Origin of the sequence: Agarivorans sp. TSD2052, from assembly GCF_023238625.1 — a bacterium.
Taxonomy (GTDB): domain Bacteria; phylum Pseudomonadota; class Gammaproteobacteria; order Enterobacterales; family Celerinatantimonadaceae; genus Agarivorans.
Genome location: NZ_CP096670.1, coordinates 1,072,244 through 1,094,449, shown reverse-complemented (window position 1 = coordinate 1,094,449; position 22,206 = coordinate 1,072,244). Strand labels below are relative to the sequence as shown.

Sequence of the window (22,206 nt, the reverse complement as noted above, 5' to 3'; positions counted from 1 at the left end):
GGCTAAATATTTAAACTATATCGTTACATTTATTCACTTAAGCTGAGAATAGGTAATTCATCCCAAATTTTGGCTTCATCAGCGTCGCCACCCGAAAAGTTCCATGGGCCGGCATCAGCCGCTAACGGGCGATATACCGCAGACAGTCCATCTAAATCCCACGTGCTCACATAGAAGCGAATACCATTTAGGCTTTCTGGTCTACCCAAAGCTTCGCTGGCAAAATCCAAATATATAATTTGATTTTCTTTATCTACGGTAACTTTGGGTGCCGGCGTGACTGCTTCCCCCCAATTGCTAGCATCAGCACCCTCAGCATTATAAATCGAGCTCTGCCAGCCAAATACCACCGCATTTCGGTTCCAGGTGCCATCCGGCATTGTGGCGTTTATTTTTGGTAATACCGTTTGAGTACTGCCTTGGTCTTCAGGTAAATCAATAAAGATTGAGAAACCAACATGATCAAAGCCATTGGGTGGTAACCAAGTATCGGTCAGTTTATCCATCACCATTTTTAAACGAACATTGCTGCCCACCGAGTAAACTTCGAGCTGATTTACTGCCAGTTGGCTGTTTACTTTGTCAAAGCTGGGATCTTCCGGTAACGAGTAAGTGCCGTTTGGCCCTCCGCTCCCTTGTTGCACATCAGCACTATCATCAATAGCGATATCAGGCACACTAGACCATGCTAAGTCAGAGGTGAAATGTACATCGGCTAAACCTGCTTGCTCACTGGGTGAGTAAATCGCGAAACGATGCTGTTGCTCACCGATGGCAAAGTGGCGAGTAGACAAAAGTGCAGACCAATCACCGTTGCTGTCTACCTCGATATTCGTGGCGGTGCTTAAATTACCATTAACCACCAACTGTAGCTCTGCATTTGGCTCGGCTTGGCCAGTAATCAAGGTATCTTGAGTCACTGTGCTGTCGCTCCAATCACCGTCTAGGCTGATGCCTAAGTCGGGGGTGTCTACCGCAGTACTAGTCGCGGTTTTGAAGTAAATTACTGCAGATTTTGCTGGTAGCTCTAAACTTATTTCCCCGTTGCCATCGGCGACTAAGCCTGCTGGTGCTTGTAGCCAATTGGCTTGAATTTTCTGCTCAAATACGGTGCCTTCCGCTTGCTCTACATCTAGGCGATTAAGCAACATCGGGACGTTCGCTGTGTTCATCACCACCAACACATCTTCGTCGGCTAAATGACGGGTAAAACTAAACACTCCAGCGCCCGATTTATCACTGGCAATCACCTTAATGTCACCACGGGTCATCACTGGATTTTCACTACGTAACTTGGCGAGATCTTGAATGAATAAGTACATCTCGCTAGTACTGTCAAAGGAGTCTTTTGAACTGGCATCTTCTCTATAACCGCCTTCAAACATAGCGTCGCGGCTAGCGCTCATAGCTTGCTCGGTACCTTGATAAATAACCGGAATACCGGGAATACTTAACATCGTCATGAGTGCTTGTTTTAAGTCAGCTTGGCTAGCTTGAGACAAAAACCGCGGCATGTCATGATTGTCGATAAAGTTAGGCATGATGTAAGGGTTTGGAAATAACTCCATCATCTTCTCTATCCGAAAGCGCAAGTAATCGGTAGGTTGGCCAGAAGCAAATACCCGTGTCATTGTGGTTTGCATAGGGAAGTTAAGTAAGGAGCCAAGCTGCTTATCATCTCCTTCACCCAAGTAGCTCAGCATTTTCTGTTCACCTTCGGTGTTATAGGCACTTGAGCTTTCAAATACTTCGCCAAAGGTTAAAAAGTTCTGCCGCCCAGTTTGTTCCGCCTGCGAGATGACGCCATCATCCGCATGCAAAAAATCAGTCCAGAAATCGTGGTCTACAAACTTAACCGTGTCGATCCTAAAGGCATCAACCCCCACTTCCCTAATCCATTTGCGATAGCTATCTTTCAAGTAAGCTCGCACGGCTGGGTCGCTAGTATTTAAATCATCTAAATCAGATAACTGCCAGTTTTTTTCCTGAACAGGATCGTTATGGTCGGTAATGCTTGGAGTCCAATGGAAGCTACCCGAACCATCGTCTTGGCAAGTATTTTGGTTTAGCGGAAAAGGGAGTGTCTGCCCATCGGCAAGTGGTTTTTCGATTAAGCGAAAGCCTTCACAAGGTATAGAAGCATCATATTCCCAAGGCTTATCATAGGTAAAATAATTGCCAACATGGTTAGTCACAATGTCCTGAATCAAATACATACTGCGGCTATGAACTTCACTCGCGAGGTGTTGATAGCTGGCTAAATTACCAAAATGCTCATCTACCTTTTGAAAGTCTCGCGCCCAATACCCGTGGTAGCCGCCATAATTTTGCTGGTTATCCCACCACTGGTTCGCCACAGGAGGTGTAATCCAAACAGAAGTCGCGCCCAACTGCTGAATATAATCGAGTTTGTCGCTCACGCCCAGCAAGTCTCCACCACTGAATTTCTTATCAGAGCTTGGATCATATTCACCATAACCTTGGTCACTCAAGCTGGGATCACCATTGTTGAATCGGTCGATCATCAAAAAGTAAATAATCTGATCCTGCCATTCAGGTGACGACACATGACTACCTGCCTGCTGACTTACTTCGTCGTCAGAGTTACAGCCAGACAGAGCTAAAACCACAGAAAATGACAAAATATTAATGGGTTTCAATATATGACTATTGAATAACAACATACTGCATTCCTTTATCTTTTATGTTTCGCCAAACAATAAAGGAATAGCCAGGTTAATTTAGTGTCATGACACGCCAAAATATTGGTAGTTGGATGCCAGCTTAATGATTACGTGAGCAAGTTAGCAGTTATTGACGCCAACGGTTAGGCTAACCATTACACCGATTACACAGTGCCTATAGAAGCGGTGAAATAAACTGATAACTTTGGGGGTAATGCTGAGTCGCTAACTCTTGGTTTTGCTGGTCGAACAAACGAAACTGGCACTGTTTCACCAAGGCAGGGAACGGACTAGACAAGGTCCAAACCGTATATTGTTGGTTAGAACTCACTTTCTGTAAGGCCAGCGGCTCTATATTTTCACCGACATAACATAGCACTTTAGCCACAGCGTCTAGTTGGCAGGCAAGCTCAACAAACAACTGAAAAGCAAAGCCGGTTTTAATGATATTTAAGGTCGGCACAATATAAGCGGGTGAGCCAAATAACAAACGTTCGTTTACTTTGTAATCACGCTGCTGGTTGTCATCAATATACTTTTCACCGTCGACTTCATAACATAACCTAAACTGCAAAGGCTGCGCTACAGGCAAGTTAGCGGTCGACCACAGTTCGGTCCCATCACATAAGAAGTCGTCAAAAAAAGCAGGATAATGGCGCCACACACCATCTTGGTCTTTACACTCAACCGTTACCACTTTTTCAAATGCAATATTGTCTACTTCTAGCCGTACTTGACCCTCTTGGGTATGTAACTCCCCTTCTCCGCCCACCGGTCCTCGCGCATAATGCAGGCGCACCGGTTGATCTTTTCGTTCAGCGCGATTTTGCAGGCATTGCTGGCGAAAAAAACTTGGTGTAAAGCGAAACCAACGGCGAAATGAGCGATGAAAATTAGACGGGTCGTCGTACCCTAAACGCAAAGCAATACTGGCAATAGGCATCGGTGTATCGGCTAACAGATTAAGCGCCAAGGTTTTCTTTTCGTCTTCGATTAACTGAGAAAAATTAAGCTGTTTGTCGCGTAAACGCCGCTGTAACGTGCGGGTTGATAGGCCCATTTTTTTCGCCACATCATTAATACTGAGAGGCTCGACTAAGTGTTGTTTGATAATATTTTTAAGCTGCGAGTGTATATCAGGCAAGCTTATCGTCTGGTGTTGTAGTAAGTGATACACCTTTTGAGCAAAGCTATGAATAGCAGCATTAGGCTCGACACTTTGCGTTAGTCCTTTACTCGGGAATTGCAAAGCAAGTTGATTGTTTTTGCTGGAGAGCGTGGCGAAGCTAAGATGATTGAGCTGCTGTTGTAATTGCTCTAGCCGGAGTTTGCTCCAAGCCGGCAGAGCCTGTTGCTCGCGAGAATATAATGAGAGTAAAAAACTATCAGCCGATTCACTCACCTCAATATAGACCTGACGATCGAGTAAAGAGATACTCTTGCTCCACCAAATCAAGCCCTCTCTTAGTGACTCAGCGTGCTCTAGCAACATAGCTTGTAAGCGCAATAAGTCGCTGAGATGCCAGTACTCTCCTGCCACGCGAAGGTGCGAGTGACCGAGCTTTTTAGCAAGTATCGAAATATCCGCAGATTGATTCAAAATTCATAACAAGGAGATGAAATATTGATGCATTTTCTTACAATAAAGACCAATAGACAACCAAGCTATAATAAAATTGAGCAAGCAATCAATAATGTTTTGTCTTAGCACAAACATTTCACAGGGCAGCGGTTGCCAGCGCAGTGAGCAGGCCTAAACGGCAATAACTTGATCACTTTTCTATTTATCCGATTTTTCCGCATCTCAGTCAACACACCTAATGAGGGCATTAGCCCTCATACAAAATGCAACGTTCAGCTGTCGATTGATTTGCATGCGTCGTTAACAAGCAAAAAGAACGCCACTATTGGCACATTGGCTGCAGCCCATAAACACAGCGCTCTAATTTGGTATGGATGATGGGCTCTACCGCTTTACCTTGGTGAATATTATGTAAGGTGTAAATCGACTGATACCCCATATCATAAGGAGACTGTCCCACATTGCCGTGAGCTAAGCCCTGCGCCAGCAGTCTTTTTTGTACCGCTAAAGTATCGCCGAAAATTAGCAGCAAATTTTGTGAAGAAAGCACATCGATATGCGGGCTAACCAGCTCGGTATATTGAGCGTCTAATGTTTGTGGCCAAGCCCCTACGGTAATAATAACATCTAATAACCTAGGCTCGTATTTATGGAGCTGTATCATCCTGTCTAAGTTGTTTAACGTGCGCTGAGCATCGTCATCGGCATAAATCGGACAACGTGTATGTTCCTCCCATAAGTCACTGTTGTCGCTGTTGTCGCTACCAGTAAAACCTAAACCGGCATATACACCGTTAATCCTCTCTATTAAGTTGGCTGCGCTTTTATTGCCAGTTAGTATACAAAAGGCTCCACCTTGCGGCTTAAGCGCTTGAGTTAGCCGGCCCAACTGAAAGCCAAACTGAAAGTTGTCGGTACCAATGTAGCTGTGACGCAACCTTGGATTCTGCTCCAAAGCTTTATCTGAGAAGTCAGAATCAAAGGTAACAATGGGAATATTGTTCTGCTGAGCTAACAGCATACTGCGGTGTGTAAGCACTCGAGAGTTAATCACCGACACCGAAATACCGTTTACGCCCTTTTCGATTTGTTGAGTAATAATTTGATCTTGATAGCGAGCATCGGCTTCTTCCGGCCCGATGTAAATACACTCAACATTTAGCTCAGCGGCGGCTTGCAAGCAGCCTTTCTCTACATCATCAAAAAAGGGATTACTGACAGCTTTAGGGACCACCAAGTAACGAGGTTTACTCGATTCGTTAGCCGATACTTGACTACTAATCAGAACAAAAAAACAAACGAGGAATACTTTCACAGCTTCACCAAATCAAGCACTGGATAACTGTAAGCTAAGACAATAAAACGCGCTAGGTAAAGCTAAGCTGCGCTAACTGCAACTTAGCTCACGCTTTTTCGAATTAATCCGCTTCGTTATACAATTTAACAAACTCTTGATATCGCTGCTTATTTATACCCATGTCTGAGTAGCCGACGCGTGATTGAGAGCGAAAGTGCAGCTGCTGATTAGCTTCATCAAAAAGGAGTTCAACGTCATCACGATACCCCACGGTTGGGCTGAAAAAAACCACATGAACATACTCACCATTGCGGGAAATAACTTTGTTATTTGGCATATGTGCAAAGGCGCGAAGCGCTGCTAACTGAGTGGCTTTTAAATCTGCTTTAAATGGCAGGGCGGCTACTTTTTTGTCCGCTTCTTCAGCAAAACTTGATACACCATTTGGCGAGCTTGCTAACGGTGCTAAGCGGCCATTTTGTAAGCCTAAGTTATCAGGGGTATTGAGGTTTTTATATACCATAGCCCCCGGCACCACCAACAATACGATGACTAATCCCCACACTAGCATTTTCATTATCCTTCTCCAAAGCCGTTGCAATTATAATAGCTGCTACTATAACCAAAAAAGGTAAAAAAAAAGCCACACACTTAAAAAAGTGCATGGCTTTAACCATTTTTTTTCAGCGACTAGGCTTGTGGGCGCATCGCTGGGAATAAAATTACGTCACGAATAGTGTGGCTATCGGTAAATAACATCACTAAGCGGTCGATACCGATACCTTGCCCAGCGGTTGGCGCTAAGCCGTGCTCTAGAGCAGTAATATAGTCTGCATCGTAGAACATTGCTTCGTCATCACCCGCATCTTTTTGAGAGACTTGGTCTTTAAAGCGCTGGTCTTGATCTTGCGCGTCATTTAACTCTGAGAAACCGTTAGCGATTTCACGGCCACCAACGAAGAACTCGAAACGGTCGGTAATGAATGGGTCATTATCGTTACGACGAGCCAATGGTGAGACTTCTGCAGGGTATTCGGTAATGAAGGTAGGCTGAATTAAACGATGTTCAACCGTCTCTTCAAAGATTTCGGTAATCACTTTACCAAGACCCCAGCTTGCTTGTACTTCAATGCCCAGCTTTTTGGCTACTGCACTGGCAGCTTCCAGCGATTCTAGTTGCTCAGCGGTTACATCCGCGTTGTAGTCTAAAACAGACTGTTTCATTGGAATACGCTGGTAAGTACGACCAAAATCAAACTGTTCGTCACCATAAGCCACTACGCTGCTTCCCAATACTTCTTGAGTAACGGTGCGTAGCATTTCTTCAGTTAAATCCATGAGGTCTTCGAAGTTGGCGTAAGCCATGTAGAATTCCATCATAGTGAACTCAGGGTTATGGCGTGGCGATAAACCTTCGTTACGGAAGTTACGGTTAATTTCGAATACTCGCTCAAAACCACCTACTACCAAACGCTTCAAATAAAGTTCAGGGGCAATACGCAAGAACATTTCTTGGTCTAAGGCGTTATGATGCGTAACAAATGGACGCGCTGCAGCACCACCAGGAATCACCTGCATCATTGGCGTTTCAACTTCCATAAAGTCACGTTGGGTCATGAACTGGCGAATAGCATTAATGATCTTAGAGCGGATCATAAAAGTAGTACGCGAATCTTGGTTCATGATCAGGTCAACATAACGCTGGCGGTAACGTTGTTCTTGGTCAGTTAAACCGTGGAATTTTTCTGGCAAAGGACGCAATGCTTTAGTCAGCAATGTGTATTCGTCCATATTCACGTAGAGGTCACCCTTACCTGATTTATGCAACGCACCTTTAACACCAATAATGTCACCAATGTCTAAGCCGCCGATCTCTTTAAGATCTTTCTGCACTTGTTTAGGCGCATAAGCTTGGATACGACCAGAAACATCTTGAATCACCAAGAATGGACCACGCTTGGCCATAATACGGCCAGCTATCGCCGCAATATTGCCTGCTGCTTCCAAATCTTCTTTAGACTGCTCTCCAAATTGTTGCTGTAAATCGTCAGCTAGGTGCTCACGTTTAAAGTCATTAGGGTGGCCGTTGGCCGAGCAAGTTTCGCGAATTTTGTCTAACTTAGCGCGACGCTCTGCGATCAGTTTATTTTCTTCTTGTGCTGCTTGTTCCAGACTTTGTTCTGTTTGTTCCGACATGTGAAAACCTTGCTCGTTACAGCCCTGATTTAAGGCTAGCTTCTATAAATTTATCTAAATCACCATCTAGCACGGCTTGAGTATTACGGTTCTCAATTCCGGTGCGAAGGTCTTTAATTCGTGAATCATCTAACACATAAGAGCGAATTTGACTGCCCCAGCCAATATCTGACTTGTTGTCTTCTGCCACTTTTTTCTCGGCATTTTGTTTTTGTAACTCTAATTCAAACAACTTAGCTTTGAGTTGCTTCATTGCTTCATCTTTATTCTTGTGTTGCGAACGGCCACTTTGACACTGTACAACTGTGTTGGTCGGCAAGTGAGTAATTCGTACTGCCGACTCTGTTTTGTTTACGTGCTGACCACCCGCTCCCGAGGCGCGATAAACGTCAATGCGTAAATCACCTGGGTCAATGTCAACCTCAATGCTGTCATCTATTTCTGGATAGATAAATGCAGAGGCAAACGACGTATGGCGACGCCCGCTTGAATCAAAGGGCGATTTACGTACCAAGCGATGCACCCCAGTTTCGGTGCGTAACCAGCCATAAGCATACTCGCCGCTAACTTTAATGGTGGCGCCTTTAATACCGGCAACATCACCATCAGACACTTCCACCAGCTCAGCTTTGAACTGATGCGCTTCACACCAACGCAAGTACATGCGTAACATCATGTTGGCCCAATCTTGCGCTTCTGTACCACCAGAGCCAGATTGGATATCAATATAGCAATCGCTTTCGTCCATTTCGCCTGCAAACATACGGCGAAACTCTAACTTTTCTAATTGCTTAAGCAGCTCTTCGGCTTCAGCTTGTGCTTCGTTAAAGGTTTCTTCATCTTCTTCTTCAACCGCCAGCTCAACCAATCCAGCCACATCTTCAATGCCTTGAGTGAGGTTATCAATGGTATTCACCACCAACTCTAAGGCCGAGCGCTCTTTACCTAGGGCTTGAGCCCGTGCAGGATCGTTCCAAATTTCTGGTTGCTCTAATTCACGACTAACTTCTTCTAACTGCTCTGCTTTTGCATCGTAGTCAAAGATACCCCCGGAGCACTTGGGTGCGCTCTTTAATATCAGCTAGAGAATTGTTAACCGAATTAATTTCAAACATCGTGTAAAAACCTGCGTTGATGTACCAAAAACGCGCAATTTTAACCAATATAGCCTCGAATAAACATAGCTTGTGACAAGGAATACACGAAATAAGCGACTTTTTTTATATTGATTGGATTAAACCTTCACCGTTGTAGCAAATTGCAGCCTATAAATAGCTATTCACAAAACGCTGACCGCTATTACCTCTCACACCAAGCCACGTTCTTATACTGTGTTAAGCCTCTCAAACCTATAATGCTAAGCAGCTGAATATTTTCACTTTCAGTTAAACTACTCGCCAGCAATTACTTAAGCAGATCTCTTTAGCACTATGCTTGCATGTTTATCTAAACAACTTGTTTTGCCATTTTATGCCTTTGTTTTGATGATGCATCACACTAGCATCTTTGCCGCCGATTATTACGTCGATAACACCAGTGATAATCAGTTACCGTTTAGTGAAGCAACAGGCAGCCAAGAGCGCCCCTGGACTCAGCTACAATTTGCTATTGAGCAGCTAAAGGCTGGCGATCATTTATGGGTAAAACCCGGAACGTATCAGTTAGATAAACCACTGCAAGTTAATCAATCTGGACAGCCCAACCAGCCGATAGTAATGAGCAGTTTACCGGGAGAGCGGGCCAATACCGTATTGGTGGGCGCAGGCTTCTCGGTTAAACAGCAAAGCCATATTACGATTCAAGGTTTTACCATTCGCCAGGCGTTTAACGGTATTTACATTGAAGGCTCAGCCAGCAAACCAGTTAGTCATATCACTCTTCGTAATAACCATACCTTTCAAACGGTTCAGTCGGGCATTGCAGTATGGGGGGTTGCTTGGCAACAAAACCCTCACAACTATCAAAACTTAAGCCACCTGCTGATTGAAGGAAATCTTATCCAGCAAGCTTGTGTCGGAAGCGATGGGCACACAAGTAACGGTTATAACGAAGCTATCACCATCGCCAACGGCGTGCACCAATTTGAAATTAGAAATAACCACGTTTTTGATGGTGGTAATCCTCGTGTTGGCGGCGAAGGCATCGATTTAAAAGAAGGGGTTAAAGATGGCAGCATTCATCACAACCATATTTATAACTTACATCGTCGTGGTATTTATTTAGACGCTGGCGGCTTATTGGGCTTCACTCCGCCCTTTGTTAAGAACATCCTCATTCATGACAATCAGGTATATAACATTCGCGAAGCCTTCGATAAACAAACGGGTGAGCGCATATTTGAAGGAGCTGGCGCCATGGCGTTGATGACTGAGGGTGACGGCTCTATAAGCGATATACACATCTACAACAACCAATTTTATGATACGGACGAAGACGGCATTTTAATTTATCAACATCCCAAAGGTAGCGGTTTAGTCAGCGACATACGTATTTTTGATAACCACATTCATGCCAACAAACGCGCAGGTATTTTAGTAGATTTTGCTGAAGCGACATCCATTGAAATTAGCAATAATCACCTCTATAAAAACCAAACGAATTTACTATTGCTCAAAGGTTCTGCTCAGCAATACAACAATCTTTTCACCGTGCCTTGAGAAAGGGCCTCACTTCACAATGACGATTACGCCTTAATCTAAATATTGGTGCTCAATTTAGTCGAAATTGTCACTTGAAACTTGCCGAACTAAAGATCTCGCGTTAACTTGAAAGAGTAAACAAAAAGATATTCTGATTGATGAGTTTTTCAGGAGACAGCATTGCGAGAAGCACACGGCACTATTGAGTTCGCATTGAACGGTCAAATCATGGAGCTAGAAGGAACAGGCCCTTGGAACCTCCAACAAATGGAACAAAGCGGCGACGCCGCCGCTCCGCTTATAAATCAACTGCTCGATTCACCATGGGCGGTGTTAGCGACCTTTCATGGTGACGCCTTTTATACTGAAGATGCTGCAGACCAACTGATAGAGTGGCTAAAGCTTGAAAAACAACGTGGCCGAGTAGCCACCGCGTTGATACTGACCCATGCCAGCGTGCCAGAGTTAGCCAAATGGCACTTAAGTCAGATTTATGTCCGCGCTGGAGAGACCGTAGAAATATTTATTGAACGCGAAGCAGCCCTCGAATGGTTACAACAACAAATAGCGGTATATAAGCCAACACTAGAGTCAGCCAAATCATCCTAAATTAGCCAATAAAAAAGCCAATCAAATGACTGGCTTTTTTGATAGTAGATAGTACTACGCTAGGTGCGTCGACTATCGTTGGCTTGTTGCAGCAAACTACGGCTTTCTTCTAAGAACTCTTGCGAGTAATCTCCAAACCAGTCACTGACTCGCTCAAAAGATTCAATAAATCCAGCACGGTCTTTATTCTCGATCAGTGTAACCAATTCGCCAAAGTGTTGGTGATAGCGCTTGATCATGGCGGTGCTTTGATCTGAAGCCATAATAATATCAGCATACAAATCCGGCGATTGAGCAAACAAACGCCCCACCATGGCTAATTCCAAACGATAGATTGGCGAGCTTAGGTTAAGCAACAGCTTTAAGTCTGCATCTTCTTGCGCTAAATGCATACCATAGGCAAACGAGGTAAAGTGACGCAAAGACTGAATCAAAGTCATCGCTTTATCATGGCTTTCAGCTTCAACTGAATGTAAACGTGCTCCCCAAATCCCCATTTGCTGCAGTAACCATTGATACTGTTCACTGCCGCGGCCATCAGCATAAACAATCACTTGTTTCGCCAGGCTGGGAACATCAGGGCCAAACATCGGATGCAACCCCACCACAGGACCTTTATGCACTTCTAGCATCTTACTCAAGGGTGCAGCTTTAATACTGGTAATATCAGCCAACACACAATTTTCAGGTAAGTGATCTAGCTGCGTAATAACTTGTTCGGTGAGGTTAATCGGCACCGATACCAGCACCAAGCCTGCGTTCGCAAACAACTCAGGGGCTTTGTCCCAATCTTCTTTGCCTAAAACATCGACTTGGTAACCCGACAAGCTAAACATTTGCACAAATAAACGGCCCAGTTGGCCACGCCCGCCTATCACTACAATATTGCCCAGTTCTGGCTTTATAGTTTTAAAGCCACTGTCTTTTTCACTGGTATAAGATTCACGCATCACTCTGCGTAACACATCTTCAATCAGTGCTGGCGGAACACCTTTATTTTCAGCTTCGGCGCGACGTTTAGCCAACATTGCAGCTTCGCGGTCAGGGGCATAAATAGGCAAACCATGTTGCGTTTTTACTTCGCCAACTTTGTGTACTAGCTGAATACGTTGTTGTAGCAAATCAAGAAGTTGCTGATCCACTTCATCGATTTGGTCACGCAAGAGATTAAGAGCTTGAACCATGTTGCTTCCGTTATTATTCTGCCAAGCGTTTAGCTAAGCTATCACCAAGATCGTTAAACATCTTATCAAGTAGCGTCGCAGTAGATGTCCAATCAATACAGGCATCAGTCACAGATACGCCGTATTTAAGATCTGATTTAGGAGCTTCACTTGGCTGATTACCTGCTTCCAAGTTACTTTCTAACATTAAACCAATAATTGATTTATTGCCTTCTTCAATTTGATTAATCACGTTAGCGGCAACCAGCGGCTGAAGTTCATGGTTTTTGCTTGAGTTAGCATGACTACAGTCAACCACTAACTTCGGCTCTAGACCGGCTTTTTGCATTGCCTGTTCGGCCAAAGCTACGTTTACTGAATCGTAGTTAGGCTGTTTACCACCACGTAAAATCACGTGGCCGTCAGGGTTGCCTTGGGTTTGCAACAAAGAAACTTGACCTTGTTGATTAATCCCCATGAAACGGTGTGAATGGGCAGCAGACTGCATCGCATTAATAGCCGTACCCAAATTACCGTCAGTACCATTTTTAAAACCAACAGGCATAGACAAACCACTGGCCATTTCACGGTGAGTCTGTGATTCAGTAGTACGCGCACCAATCGCTGCCCAAGAGAACAATTCTGATAAGTACTGTGGGCTAATTGGGTCTAGTGCTTCAGTGGCTACCGGTAAACCTAATTCAGCGGTCCAGGTAAGTAATTCACGAGCGTTATGTAAGCCCGTCTCTACGTCAAATGAGTTATCCATGTGCGGATCATTAATAAAACCTTTCCAACCGACGGTTGTACGAGGTTTTTCGAAGTAAACACGCATTACAATAAACAAGCGATCGCTATATTGGTCGTGAAGTTTTTTTAGTCGCGTGGCGTACTCTTTCGCTTGTTCCAAATCGTGGATTGAACAAGGGCCTGTAATAACCAGTAAGCGCGAATCACGATGATGACAAATGTCTGCAATGGTTTTACGTGATTTAAGTACAAACTCCAGCGCGTCGTCTGAAGCGGGAAGTTTTTCACGTAATTGCTCAGGGGTGATTAGAACTTGTTCTGACGAGATATGAATATCGTTAATTGGATCTTTTTGCATTTGCTCTTTTACTCCGGTGGTGTTTTTCACCACACTTTCCATTCCCTTAAGGGATTAATTATTATAGAAACCCATCACAATACCAGCGCTAACGCCATTTGCAAGCAGACAAGCGTTACCAGCTTGTTACAAGCTTTATTCCTTCGTTTGGTAAGTCCTATTAGTTGGCGTAAACTGTATGCTAATATCCGGCTAACATCATCGAAAACCAGATATCATGTCGCCAACTTGCGAGGCTTTAATAGCTGATGATAAGTGATTTTTCTTTACTATTGTCTTTAGCTCAACAGATGAGCGTTTTTCTGGTGATTGCTTATTTACTGAGTAAAACTCCCGCTTTTTTACCTCTCACTAATTTATCGCCTCGCTTACCCAACACCCTAACCATTTATTGTTTATTTTCAGGCTTTTGTATCCTAGGCTCATTTTTTGGTTTAGCCATAGACGATGCTATCGCGAATACCCGCGCAGTTGGGGCTGTGCTTGGCGGTATATTTGGGGGGCCGGTGTTGGGGGTATTGGTTGGTTTTACCGGAGGGATGCACCGTTACTCGATGGGAGGGTTTACCGATGTAGCCTGTGCAATATCCACCACTTTAGAAGGCTTAGTAGGCGGCTTATTCCACCTATGGATCCGCCGACGCAGTCACCATAACGAACACTTGTTTTCACCTAGCATTGCATTTATTGCTACCTTGCTTGCCGAAACCATGCAGATGCTAATCATCTTAGCGATAGCTAAACCTTTTGACCAAGCATTAGACTTGGTCGAAAAAATTGCTCTACCGATGGTACTGGCAAATTCTGTCGGCGCCGCGTTGTTCATGATGATGATTCGCGACCGTCGTCGTTTATACGATAAATTTAGCAGCCACTCTTCCGCTAAGGCGCTCAATTTAGCCCAGCGCATGGTAGGTGTTTTTCACCAAGGCTTTAAACAAGAAGACGCTGTACGTATCGCCAATATTATCCACGAGGAAACGGGCGTTTCAGCCGTCGCAATTACCAATACCCAAGAAGTATTGGCATACAAAGGCTTGGGGAGTGACCATCATCAAGCCGGTAGGCCCATCTCATCAAAACAAACCTATCAGGCTATCAGTGAAAACCGTGTAGTGTTTGCTGATGGCGTAGAAGAGCCTTACCAATGCAGCTCTAGCGATAAATGCCCCTTAGGCTCAGCCTTAGTGGTGCCGATTCGCGGCAGTGACAATGAAGTAATTGGCACGGTAAAACTGTATGAGTCTAAACGGCGTTTATTTCTGCACATTAATCGCGCCTTAGGCGAAGGCATCGCTAAAGTTATCGCCGAGCAGTTACGAGACAGTCACGTTCAGCAACAACAGCAATTACTTACCGAAGCAGAGCTAAAGCTGGCTAGGGCTCAGATTAACCCCCACTTTCTGTTTAACGCGCTGAATACGATTAGCGCAGTAGTAAAAAAAGATGCCGGTTCAGCCCGAGAACTCATTGCCGATTTAGCCCTATTTTTGCGCATTAATTTAAAGCGAAATAGCCAAACTAGCTTAGTCAGTGTTGAACTCGAACATGTAAATGCTTACTTACACATAGAGCAGGTTCGCTTCGCCGACCGCTTGGTCATAAAGCAAGATATTGCGGCAGATTTTTTTGACTTAGAGCTACCTACTTTCACCTTACAACCCTTAGTAGAAAATGCCATTAAACACGGAACGTCTCACCTGCTAGATACAGGAGAAATAACCATTTATAGCCGTATTAAAGAGGGCTTGAAGCAAATTGTTGTAGAAGACAATGCCGGTTTATACCAAAAGCCTGAACAGGCCACCAGCGAGGGGCTAGGCATGCACATTGTGGATACTCGCTTACGCAATGCCTTTGGCTCAGCTTATGCCTTAAAAGTTGAATGCTTACTTAATCAATATACTCGCGTCATCATATCCATTCCTCAGGAGACACACCTATGAGAGCCATCATTGTCGATGATGAACCCTTAGCGCGTGAAGAACTGCTAGAGATATTAGAACAATTTTCAAGCATTGAAGTAGTAGCCCAATTTGGTAATGCCATCGAGTGCTTAAAGCACCTAAAGTCATTACAGGCTGATGTGCTTTTTTTAGATATCGAGATGCCGCAAATTAGCGGCTTAGAACTTGCTAACATGCTAGATACTGATTCCGCCCCAGCGATTGTGTTTGTTACTGCCTACGATCAGTTTGCGCTGGACGCGTTTGAACAAAACGCAGTAGATTATCTGCTTAAACCTATCGATGAAAAACGCTTAGCAAAATCGATTGTCCGCTTACAAGAGCGTTTTCCTAACACTCCCACCACTGAGCTACACCAAGAGCAGCGAGTTAATCATAACTATCAAGACATGCTGCAGAACCAACAATTACGTTTAATCCCTTGTTATTTTAACCAGCGAGTCAAGTTGATCCGCCTCGAAGATATTGAATATGCCTCAAGCGATTTAAGCGGCGTACATGTTGCCACCGAACAGGGTATAAACCATACCCAGCTCACCTTAAAAGTACTAGAGGAAAAATCTCCATTGCTACGCTGTCACCGCCAACACCTGGTAAATGTTGACGCCATTTTAGAAATATCTCTAGAAGAAAATGGCGGCGCGGTATTATTTACCAAAAGTGGGGCTCAGCTACCCGTTAGCCGCCGCTACTTTAAAGCGATTAAAGATCATTTTGGTTTATAAATATAAGCGCTTTGACAACCAAAGCCTTATAACCACTCAATGGCTATTGCAACCGCTTAAGGCCAAATATTACCGCTAGCTTATCCTCTAACTGCTAAGCCTAAATGGCTGTTTTACACTGTTCTCGATTACAACTAAGTACTGAGAGGATCACATGCTTTGGTTTCTAACTTGCGTCGCAGCTCTGCTCGGCGGCTACTTCATTTATGGCGCTTTTGTCGAAAAGGTTTTTGGCATCAAAGAGCAACGAAAAACACCCGCATACACTAAGCAAGATGGCGTCGACTTTGTGCCAATGTCGAAGAAAAAAGTCTACTTAATCCAACTACTCAACATTGCTGGCGTAGGCCCTATTTTTGGCCCTATTATGGGAGCCTTATACGGCCCAGCCGCTATGTTATGGATTGTAGTGGGATGTATTTTTGCTGGCGCAACCCACGACTATTTTTCAGGTATGTTATCGGTGCGCAATGGTGGCGCTTCTGTTCCTGCCCTCTCTGGGCGCTACTTAGGTAAAAGCGCGCGTCACTTCATGAATGTTTTTGCCATCGTATTATTGCTATTAGTGGGAGTGGTATTTGTTTCAGCCCCTGCAGGCATGCTCACTAATTTAATCAATGATCAAGCCGGTGTAAACATCGGTTTAGGCACCATGGTTTGCATTATTTTTGCTTACTACATCATTGCTACCATTGTTCCAATTGACAAGATCATTGGCCGTTTCTACCCACTGTTTGGCGCACTACTAATATTTATGTCGGTAGGCTTGATAACTGCAGTGGCATTTTCTAGCGAGCACCAAGTGATGGGGAGCTTTGAAGTCAGCCAAATGTTTAGCAACATGAACCCAAATAATTTGCCATTATGGCCGGCACTATTCATTACCATTGCCTGTGGGGCGATATCAGGTTTCCACGCGACCCAATCACCACTAATGGCGCGTTGCGTTGAAAATGAAAAAAATGGTCGCTTTGTATTCTATGGAGCAATGATTGGTGAAGGTGTGATAGCCCTAATTTGGTGTGCTATAGCCTTATCATTCTTTGACTCAATGGAAGGGCTTCAAGCCGCGGTTGCTAGCGGAGGCCCCGGCAAAGTTGTATACGATGCATCGTTTGGTTTATTGGGCGTGTTTGGTGGTATTCTGGCATTCTTAGGTGTGGTTATCTTACCGATTACTTCTGGTGATACAGCCTTCCGTTCTAGTCGCTTAATCTTGGCTGAATACTTCAACCTTTCACAGAAGCCAGTGAGAAACCGCTTAATGATTGCCCTACCGGTATTTATCATCGGTGGCATTCTGACCCAAGTAGATTTTGGGGTAATCTGGCGCTACTTCGGTTTTGCCAACCAAACCACTGCGGTGATGATGCTGTGGACAGCCAGCGCTTATTTATTACGTCATGATAAATTCCACTGGATAACCACCGTACCGGCAATGTTTATGACTACCGTGGTCATCACTTTCATCTTAAACTCAAGCACCCTTGGTTTTGGATTGCCAATGACAATCTCAACCCTTGCTGGCTGCATGACGACCTTAGTGATTACCGGCCTAATGATTACAAAACTGAAAGGGATAGGCGAAAGCGACTTAGATGGTGACGATGACCAAGAGCAAGCTGAGCTTAAGTCAGTGAAGCAAGTTTAATCAAAAGATTGTTGATTTTGAGCCGCTGATGCGGCTCTATTTTTTTCTTATTTTGTAGCAACCGTGGGGAACTTAGCTAACCAAGGTTGCGCTAAGCTAGCAATTTTTTGGGCGATGTCATACTGACTAAACTCCCCATCTAAGTTATCGCTAGCAATAAACTCTTGTTGCTCACCCTGCCACAAAAACCGCAGGCCATAAGCGTGCAAGTAACCGCGGTCTGCGGGTTCACCTGCGTAACGTAAATCCCCTAAAATAGGCGCGCCTAAGCTTTTTAAGGCGACCCGTAACTGGTGAGTGCGCCCTGTTAGAGGCTTTAATAGAAACAACCTACGCTTAGGGACAATCGAGTAGCTAAAAAATTGGGTGACAGCGGGATTATTGCTACTGTGACCCAATTTCCAGCTGCCATTGCGCGCTTTGAGCATGTCCCCTTTAACCAAGCCTTGCTTTTTCTTTGGTTTGGCCACTGCTATCGCCAAATAGTACTTCTCCATTTGCCCTTGACTAAACAAGACCTGAAATTGCGCAGCCGCAGTGTTGGTTTTAGCTAATATCAGTAAACCAGAAGTCAGTTTGTCTAGACGATGTACAGGCCATAACTCAATGCCAAATTGTTTTCGGGCTAGCTCAACTAAACCTAATTGATTGTTTTCCGTGTGGAAATTAACCCCAGCAGGCTTGTTAACTACGATGAAATCAGGCCTTTCGGCCACTAAACTCAAGGTTTGCATGATCTAATTCCTTACCAACATGCCGGCATTATCCGTAAGGCTCCACTTAAGGCAATAGCTATAACGCTTACTCTGCAATAACACTTATGGTAACTAGCATTTTGTCCGCTTGCTTCTCAAGGGCTTGGCGCTCAACAAAGGCACGATCAATCGACAAACCATATTGCTCGGTTAGCGCATCTTTTACAGAAACGGCTCGCTGTTCGGCTAAGCTGGCCACGTCACCCTCTGCTAACTCGATGGTATCCACCAAGCGTTGATACCAAAGACTGTGCAAATCAAGGTTTAACTGTTGAGGGCTTAAGGCTTCTTGCTCAGTCAACTTGAGAGTGATTTGTTGCTTGTCTATATCTCTGCTTGCTTGCTCTAATTGCTGCTGAGCCAGATTAACTAATGCTGTCCGCAAACTACGGTTATCAAGCACAGCACTTAAATCAACAGATTGAACCGGCATATCTAGACCAGAATTGGCAATTAATGTTGTGGCCAGTTGTTGACGCTTTAAGGCGGGAATATCTTGAGACGGTTCTACAGAACCTAGTAAGCTAAGTTTCAATTGAGGCCGTTTTTGCAACGCTACTGCTAAGGTAGAAAGTTGCTTGAGTTGCTCGTCACCCAGCTCACTGCTGCCAGCCACAAAGCTCACTTCATTAAGGGTTTCTTCACTACCAATCAACGAACCAATTAACGCAAAAGGAGAGGTAATGATCTTTTTCAAGGCCCCACCTAACGCTTTAAACACCAATCCTGCAACATTAAAATCAGGGTCATTGACATCACCACTTACCTCAAGGCCTAGGTCAATGACCCCTTGGTCATCTTCTAACAATGCAATCGCCAACTCTACGGGTAATGAAGTCGCCTTATCACTGTCGGTACGTTTGCCCAACTGCAACTGCTCAATGTACACATTGTTGCTACCCTGCAATTGGTTTTGATTGAGTTTATAGGCCAGCGCCAAAGACATTTGGCCGCGCTCTATCACGTAACCGGCATAAGTGCCGGAATACGCATTTAAGCGAGTAAGCTCTAAATGTTTAAAATCTAAGGCCGCATCAAAAGCGGGTTGCGGTGCGAGAGGAGCGACTTCTCCGGCAAATTTTACAGGCGCATAACCATCAACTTCACCGCTTAAACTGACTTTGGCTGGCTGCGTAGGATCTTGACTCAAGGTGCCGATTTTGCCCTCCACTTTTTCAATTTTAGCGGTAAAATTCGGACTTAAAGAATAATCGGCAAAGTCTACCAAGCCTTGGCTAAACTGGGTGCTGGCGATACTCACCTGCCATGGTTTAGCACTGGGTTTTGGCGCATCGCTGTCCACGACTTCTGTTTCTGATTCTGATTCTGATTCTGTTGATGATTTAACAATTCCCGCTAAGTTTGTAGAAAAATCCTCAGATATTTGAATCAAAAAGTAAGGCTGAATAAAATTGAGGTCACCCAACACTAATCGCTGTTTAGCCGTATCTAAGTCCAATTGACTTAAGTTAAATTCAGACCACTTAAGTAAGTCAGACTGGGCACGGGCATCTTTTAAATGCAATTGTTCAATACTTAATGGGCCACGCATGGCGATATCAAAGCCTTGCTGCCAATTAAGCTGCAACTGTTGCTCAGTAGAGAAATCAGCCGACTCCATTTTAAGCTCTGTATAACGGGCCAGATAAGGCTGATAAAATGCCAATCCAAGTTGCTCAACCACTAGCGCTAACTCTGCTTTATGTTGGGCAATGGCTAGCTCTCCTTCAATACTCACTTCGCCCCCTTGCTGGGCTTGCAGGTTCAGGGCAATATTAATAGGTGCACTCAAGCTTGATTCAATATTGTTCACGGTGATTAATGGTGCGGATAACTGATGATTTAATCGCTCCCCAGAGAACGGCTCACTTAAACTAAAACTTGAATTACTGGCCTTTAAAGCATCAATGCTTACCTGCCAACTGGCTTCAAGCTCTTGGCTAGGAGCTAAAGGCTCAGCAGAGATCTTATCTTTAGGTAATTCTACTGCCGTTTCAATAGCAGCAGCGGTACTATCCGGTAAAGGTTGCTCAGCCCCCATTGAGGCATCGCTGGCCGCCAATTGGAGTTGCTCAATGACATCTAGCTTGCCAGCTTCATCAACACTAGCGATAAGGGCCAAGCCCTCACTAGAAATACTGGCGATTGACAGGTCTTGCTTTGCTAACTCAAATCGAATGCCTTCAGCTTTGAGCTGTTTAGCCTCCAACCAAGCGGGCTGCTCGGCTTGCTCAGGAGCAACCAAACTCAGCTCAGATAATTGCAGCACCCCCTGCTCCGAACTAAGCTGAAAAGCATCATCAACAAAATGCATAGCCAATTGACTACTTAAGGCTAACTGGCCACTGTTAATCTGTAGTTGTACAAATGGGTCATACCATTTTTTGAGTTGACTCAAGGCCAAATTATCAAGACTTACTGTGCCTTGTAACCGTTGCTCGGGGCCGTTGAACGTTAGTTCACTGCGAACCGGGCTGGCTTGATACAGTTGCGCCTGCAAAGATAATGCTGTGGTTTGCTGCATGTCGCTAGAAAAGCCACTAATTTGCAGAGAGTCTAAGGTCAAGGGGTGAGTTTTTTTCTGGCCTAACCACGACTCGTTTAACAGTAAATCAAACTGCTTTCCGCTAAAGCCATTTAGGGCAATAACCCAAGGCGGGCTAGACGCTTCGGCCGAGTCAGCTACCGCCCCAGCTTGTGCAGGCTGATTGGTAGACTGCTCAGTATTTTGAGTTTCAGCAAGTAACTTTTCAAAGTGAAACCAAGAAGCCCAATTAAGCTGGGAGTGTTCATCAAAAGCAGCGCTAAACATGCCATCTGACAAGCTAATATCACCAAGGTTAAGAATCTGTTGCTGCAGGTCGAAGGCGATATTGTCTAGCCCAAGTAAAACAAACTCACTTCGAGTCTGTTGCATTGCTTGAACCTCAAAATCACTAATCGACAAATGACCTTGATCAGTTGAAAACTGAAACTGCTCTTTAAAGTCAATCAGGTAATTAGAGCTGAACGTCACTGCACCTTGAGTAATACGTAAATCAGTATAAGGGCGCATAAAAGCAAATGCGTTAGGCAATGGGAACTGTTCTAAAGCGATATTGCCCGAGATTAACGAGGCAGGTAAATCTACATTGCCACTCCAAGACAATCGACCCTGCTCTCCCACTTGCGCGTCGATACTGTAACCATTAGCAGCTTCCCCTGTCTTTTGGGTATAAAAGTCACTCAGTGAAAAATCGATGTTAGAAATGGTAAAATCAACGGCGTCTTCCGGTAAGTAATCACTCACTTTAAACTGGGCATCACGAAGCACAAAAAGGCCAATCCGCAGCCGTGGTACGCTAGCCTCTTGGTCATCGTTACTATCAACTGGTGCTGCTTGGCCATCCGAGGGAAATAAACTATCAGTATTTATTGAGCCGTCTTTCAGCCTGCTTAGATGAAAAAACAAACCATCTAACTCAAGTTTTTCAAAATTCCAACTCCAGTAAAATAACGAACTGAGTGTGAAATCTACATACAAGCGGTCAAAGCTAAAAAGATCTTGGTGTTGCTCTGGAGCAATGTCTCGAATAGCAAGCTGTCGTAAGGTCAAAGAAAGCTTTAATGGGTGGTATGCCACTTGCTGCACACTCACAGGGTGGCCACTGATAGCAGAGAGTTGCTTCTCAAGCTGTTGCTTTATCAGCCAGGGCACCAAGCTTAAAGACAAAATAATATAAAGTACGAAAACCGCCACCAAGTAAACCGTAGCTTTTTGCCAGCGATTAACGTCTAGCCAACGTGTTTTTGTTTGCCCGAACCATGCGGCCGCTTTCATAGCACTCCCT

General features: G+C 44.5%; 15 protein-coding genes. 5 read left to right on the top strand and 10 right to left on the bottom strand.

The genetic code is table 11. The features are described 5' to 3' along the window. Window positions 1–29: 29 nt before the first annotated feature. The 6 genes from M0C34_RS04920 to prfB all read right to left on the bottom strand — a co-directional run bounded on the left by M0C34_RS04920 (window position 30) and on the right by prfB (window position 8,874). A complete protein-coding gene (locus M0C34_RS04920; protein ID WP_248714540.1) occupies window positions 30–2,684 on the bottom strand; it encodes an alpha-amylase family glycosyl hydrolase in 2,655 nt (884 codons plus the stop codon). A gap of 175 nt (window positions 2,685–2,859) precedes the next feature. Then, complete coding sequence (locus M0C34_RS04915) at window positions 2,860–4,284, bottom strand: helix-turn-helix transcriptional regulator (protein ID WP_248714539.1); 1,425 nt, start codon at window positions 4,282–4,284, stop codon at window positions 2,860–2,862. Window positions 4,285–4,588: 304 nt separating this feature from the next. Further along, on the bottom strand, window positions 4,589–5,581 hold the full coding sequence (locus M0C34_RS04910) for a substrate-binding domain-containing protein (RefSeq protein WP_248714538.1): 993 nt from the start codon (window positions 5,579–5,581) through the stop codon (window positions 4,589–4,591). Window positions 5,582–5,684: 103 nt separating this feature from the next. Further along, window positions 5,685–6,140: a DUF1499 domain-containing protein gene (locus tag M0C34_RS04905; RefSeq protein WP_248714537.1), complete on the bottom strand. Its 456-nt coding sequence runs from the start codon at window positions 6,138–6,140 to the stop codon at window positions 5,685–5,687. A gap of 113 nt (window positions 6,141–6,253) precedes the next feature. After that, window positions 6,254–7,735 (bottom strand): lysine--tRNA ligase, encoded by a 1,482-nt coding sequence (gene lysS, locus M0C34_RS04900; protein ID WP_371923128.1) that lies wholly within the window; start codon window positions 7,733–7,735, stop codon window positions 6,254–6,256. A 40-nt stretch (window positions 7,736–7,775) separates the two neighbouring features. Then, window positions 7,776–8,874 (bottom strand): peptide chain release factor 2 gene (gene prfB, locus M0C34_RS04895; RefSeq protein WP_248714535.1). Its coding sequence is split into 2 segments (ribosomal slippage): window positions 7,776–8,798 and window positions 8,800–8,874, totalling 1,098 coding nucleotides; the frame shifts between segments, so codons are not numbered across the junction. A 369-nt stretch (window positions 8,875–9,243) separates the two neighbouring features. Here prfB and M0C34_RS04890 point away from each other — a divergent pair. Continuing rightward, window positions 9,244–10,416: a right-handed parallel beta-helix repeat-containing protein gene (locus M0C34_RS04890; protein ID WP_248714534.1), complete on the top strand. Its 1,173-nt coding sequence runs from the start codon at window positions 9,244–9,246 to the stop codon at window positions 10,414–10,416. A gap of 162 nt (window positions 10,417–10,578) precedes the next feature. Further along, complete coding sequence (locus M0C34_RS04885) at window positions 10,579–11,007, top strand: hypothetical protein (protein ID WP_248714533.1); 429 nt, start codon at window positions 10,579–10,581, stop codon at window positions 11,005–11,007. A 59-nt stretch (window positions 11,008–11,066) separates the two neighbouring features. On the opposite strand, the gene tyrA is transcribed toward M0C34_RS04885, so the two are convergent. Next, on the bottom strand, window positions 11,067–12,191 hold the full coding sequence (tyrA, locus tag M0C34_RS04880; RefSeq protein ID WP_248714532.1) for a bifunctional chorismate mutase/prephenate dehydrogenase: 1,125 nt from the start codon (window positions 12,189–12,191) through the stop codon (window positions 11,067–11,069). 13 nt (window positions 12,192–12,204) lie between these two features. Then, on the bottom strand, window positions 12,205–13,278 hold the full coding sequence (locus M0C34_RS04875) for a 3-deoxy-7-phosphoheptulonate synthase (protein WP_248715597.1): 1,074 nt from the start codon (window positions 13,276–13,278) through the stop codon (window positions 12,205–12,207). 290 nt (window positions 13,279–13,568) lie between these two features. Between M0C34_RS04875 and M0C34_RS04870 the strand changes: the two genes are divergently transcribed. The 3 genes from M0C34_RS04870 (at window position 13,569) to M0C34_RS04860 (ending at window position 17,621) form a co-directional block, all read left to right on the top strand. Then, window positions 13,569–15,224: a sensor histidine kinase gene (locus tag M0C34_RS04870; RefSeq protein ID WP_305883152.1), complete on the top strand. Its 1,656-nt coding sequence runs from the start codon at window positions 13,569–13,571 to the stop codon at window positions 15,222–15,224. Beyond that, window positions 15,221–15,970 (top strand): two-component system response regulator BtsR, encoded by a 750-nt coding sequence (gene btsR, locus M0C34_RS04865; RefSeq protein WP_248714531.1) that lies wholly within the window; start codon window positions 15,221–15,223, stop codon window positions 15,968–15,970. Before M0C34_RS04870 ends, btsR begins: the two co-directional genes overlap by 4 nt. A 154-nt stretch (window positions 15,971–16,124) precedes the next feature. Next, the gene (locus M0C34_RS04860; RefSeq protein ID WP_248714530.1) at window positions 16,125–17,621 is read left to right on the top strand and encodes a carbon starvation CstA family protein; all 1,497 of its coding nucleotides are present in this window, start codon (window positions 16,125–16,127) and stop codon (window positions 17,619–17,621) included. Between the two features lie 47 nt (window positions 17,622–17,668). On the opposite strand, the gene M0C34_RS04855 is transcribed toward M0C34_RS04860, so the two are convergent. Beyond that, entirely contained in the window at window positions 17,669–18,355 is a 687-nt protein-coding gene (locus tag M0C34_RS04855) for a TIGR01621 family pseudouridine synthase (protein WP_248714529.1), read from the bottom strand. A gap of 67 nt (window positions 18,356–18,422) precedes the next feature. Continuing rightward, entirely contained in the window at window positions 18,423–22,196 is a 3,774-nt protein-coding gene (locus tag M0C34_RS04850; RefSeq protein WP_248714528.1) for a DUF748 domain-containing protein, read from the bottom strand. Window positions 22,197–22,206 lie beyond the last annotated feature (10 nt).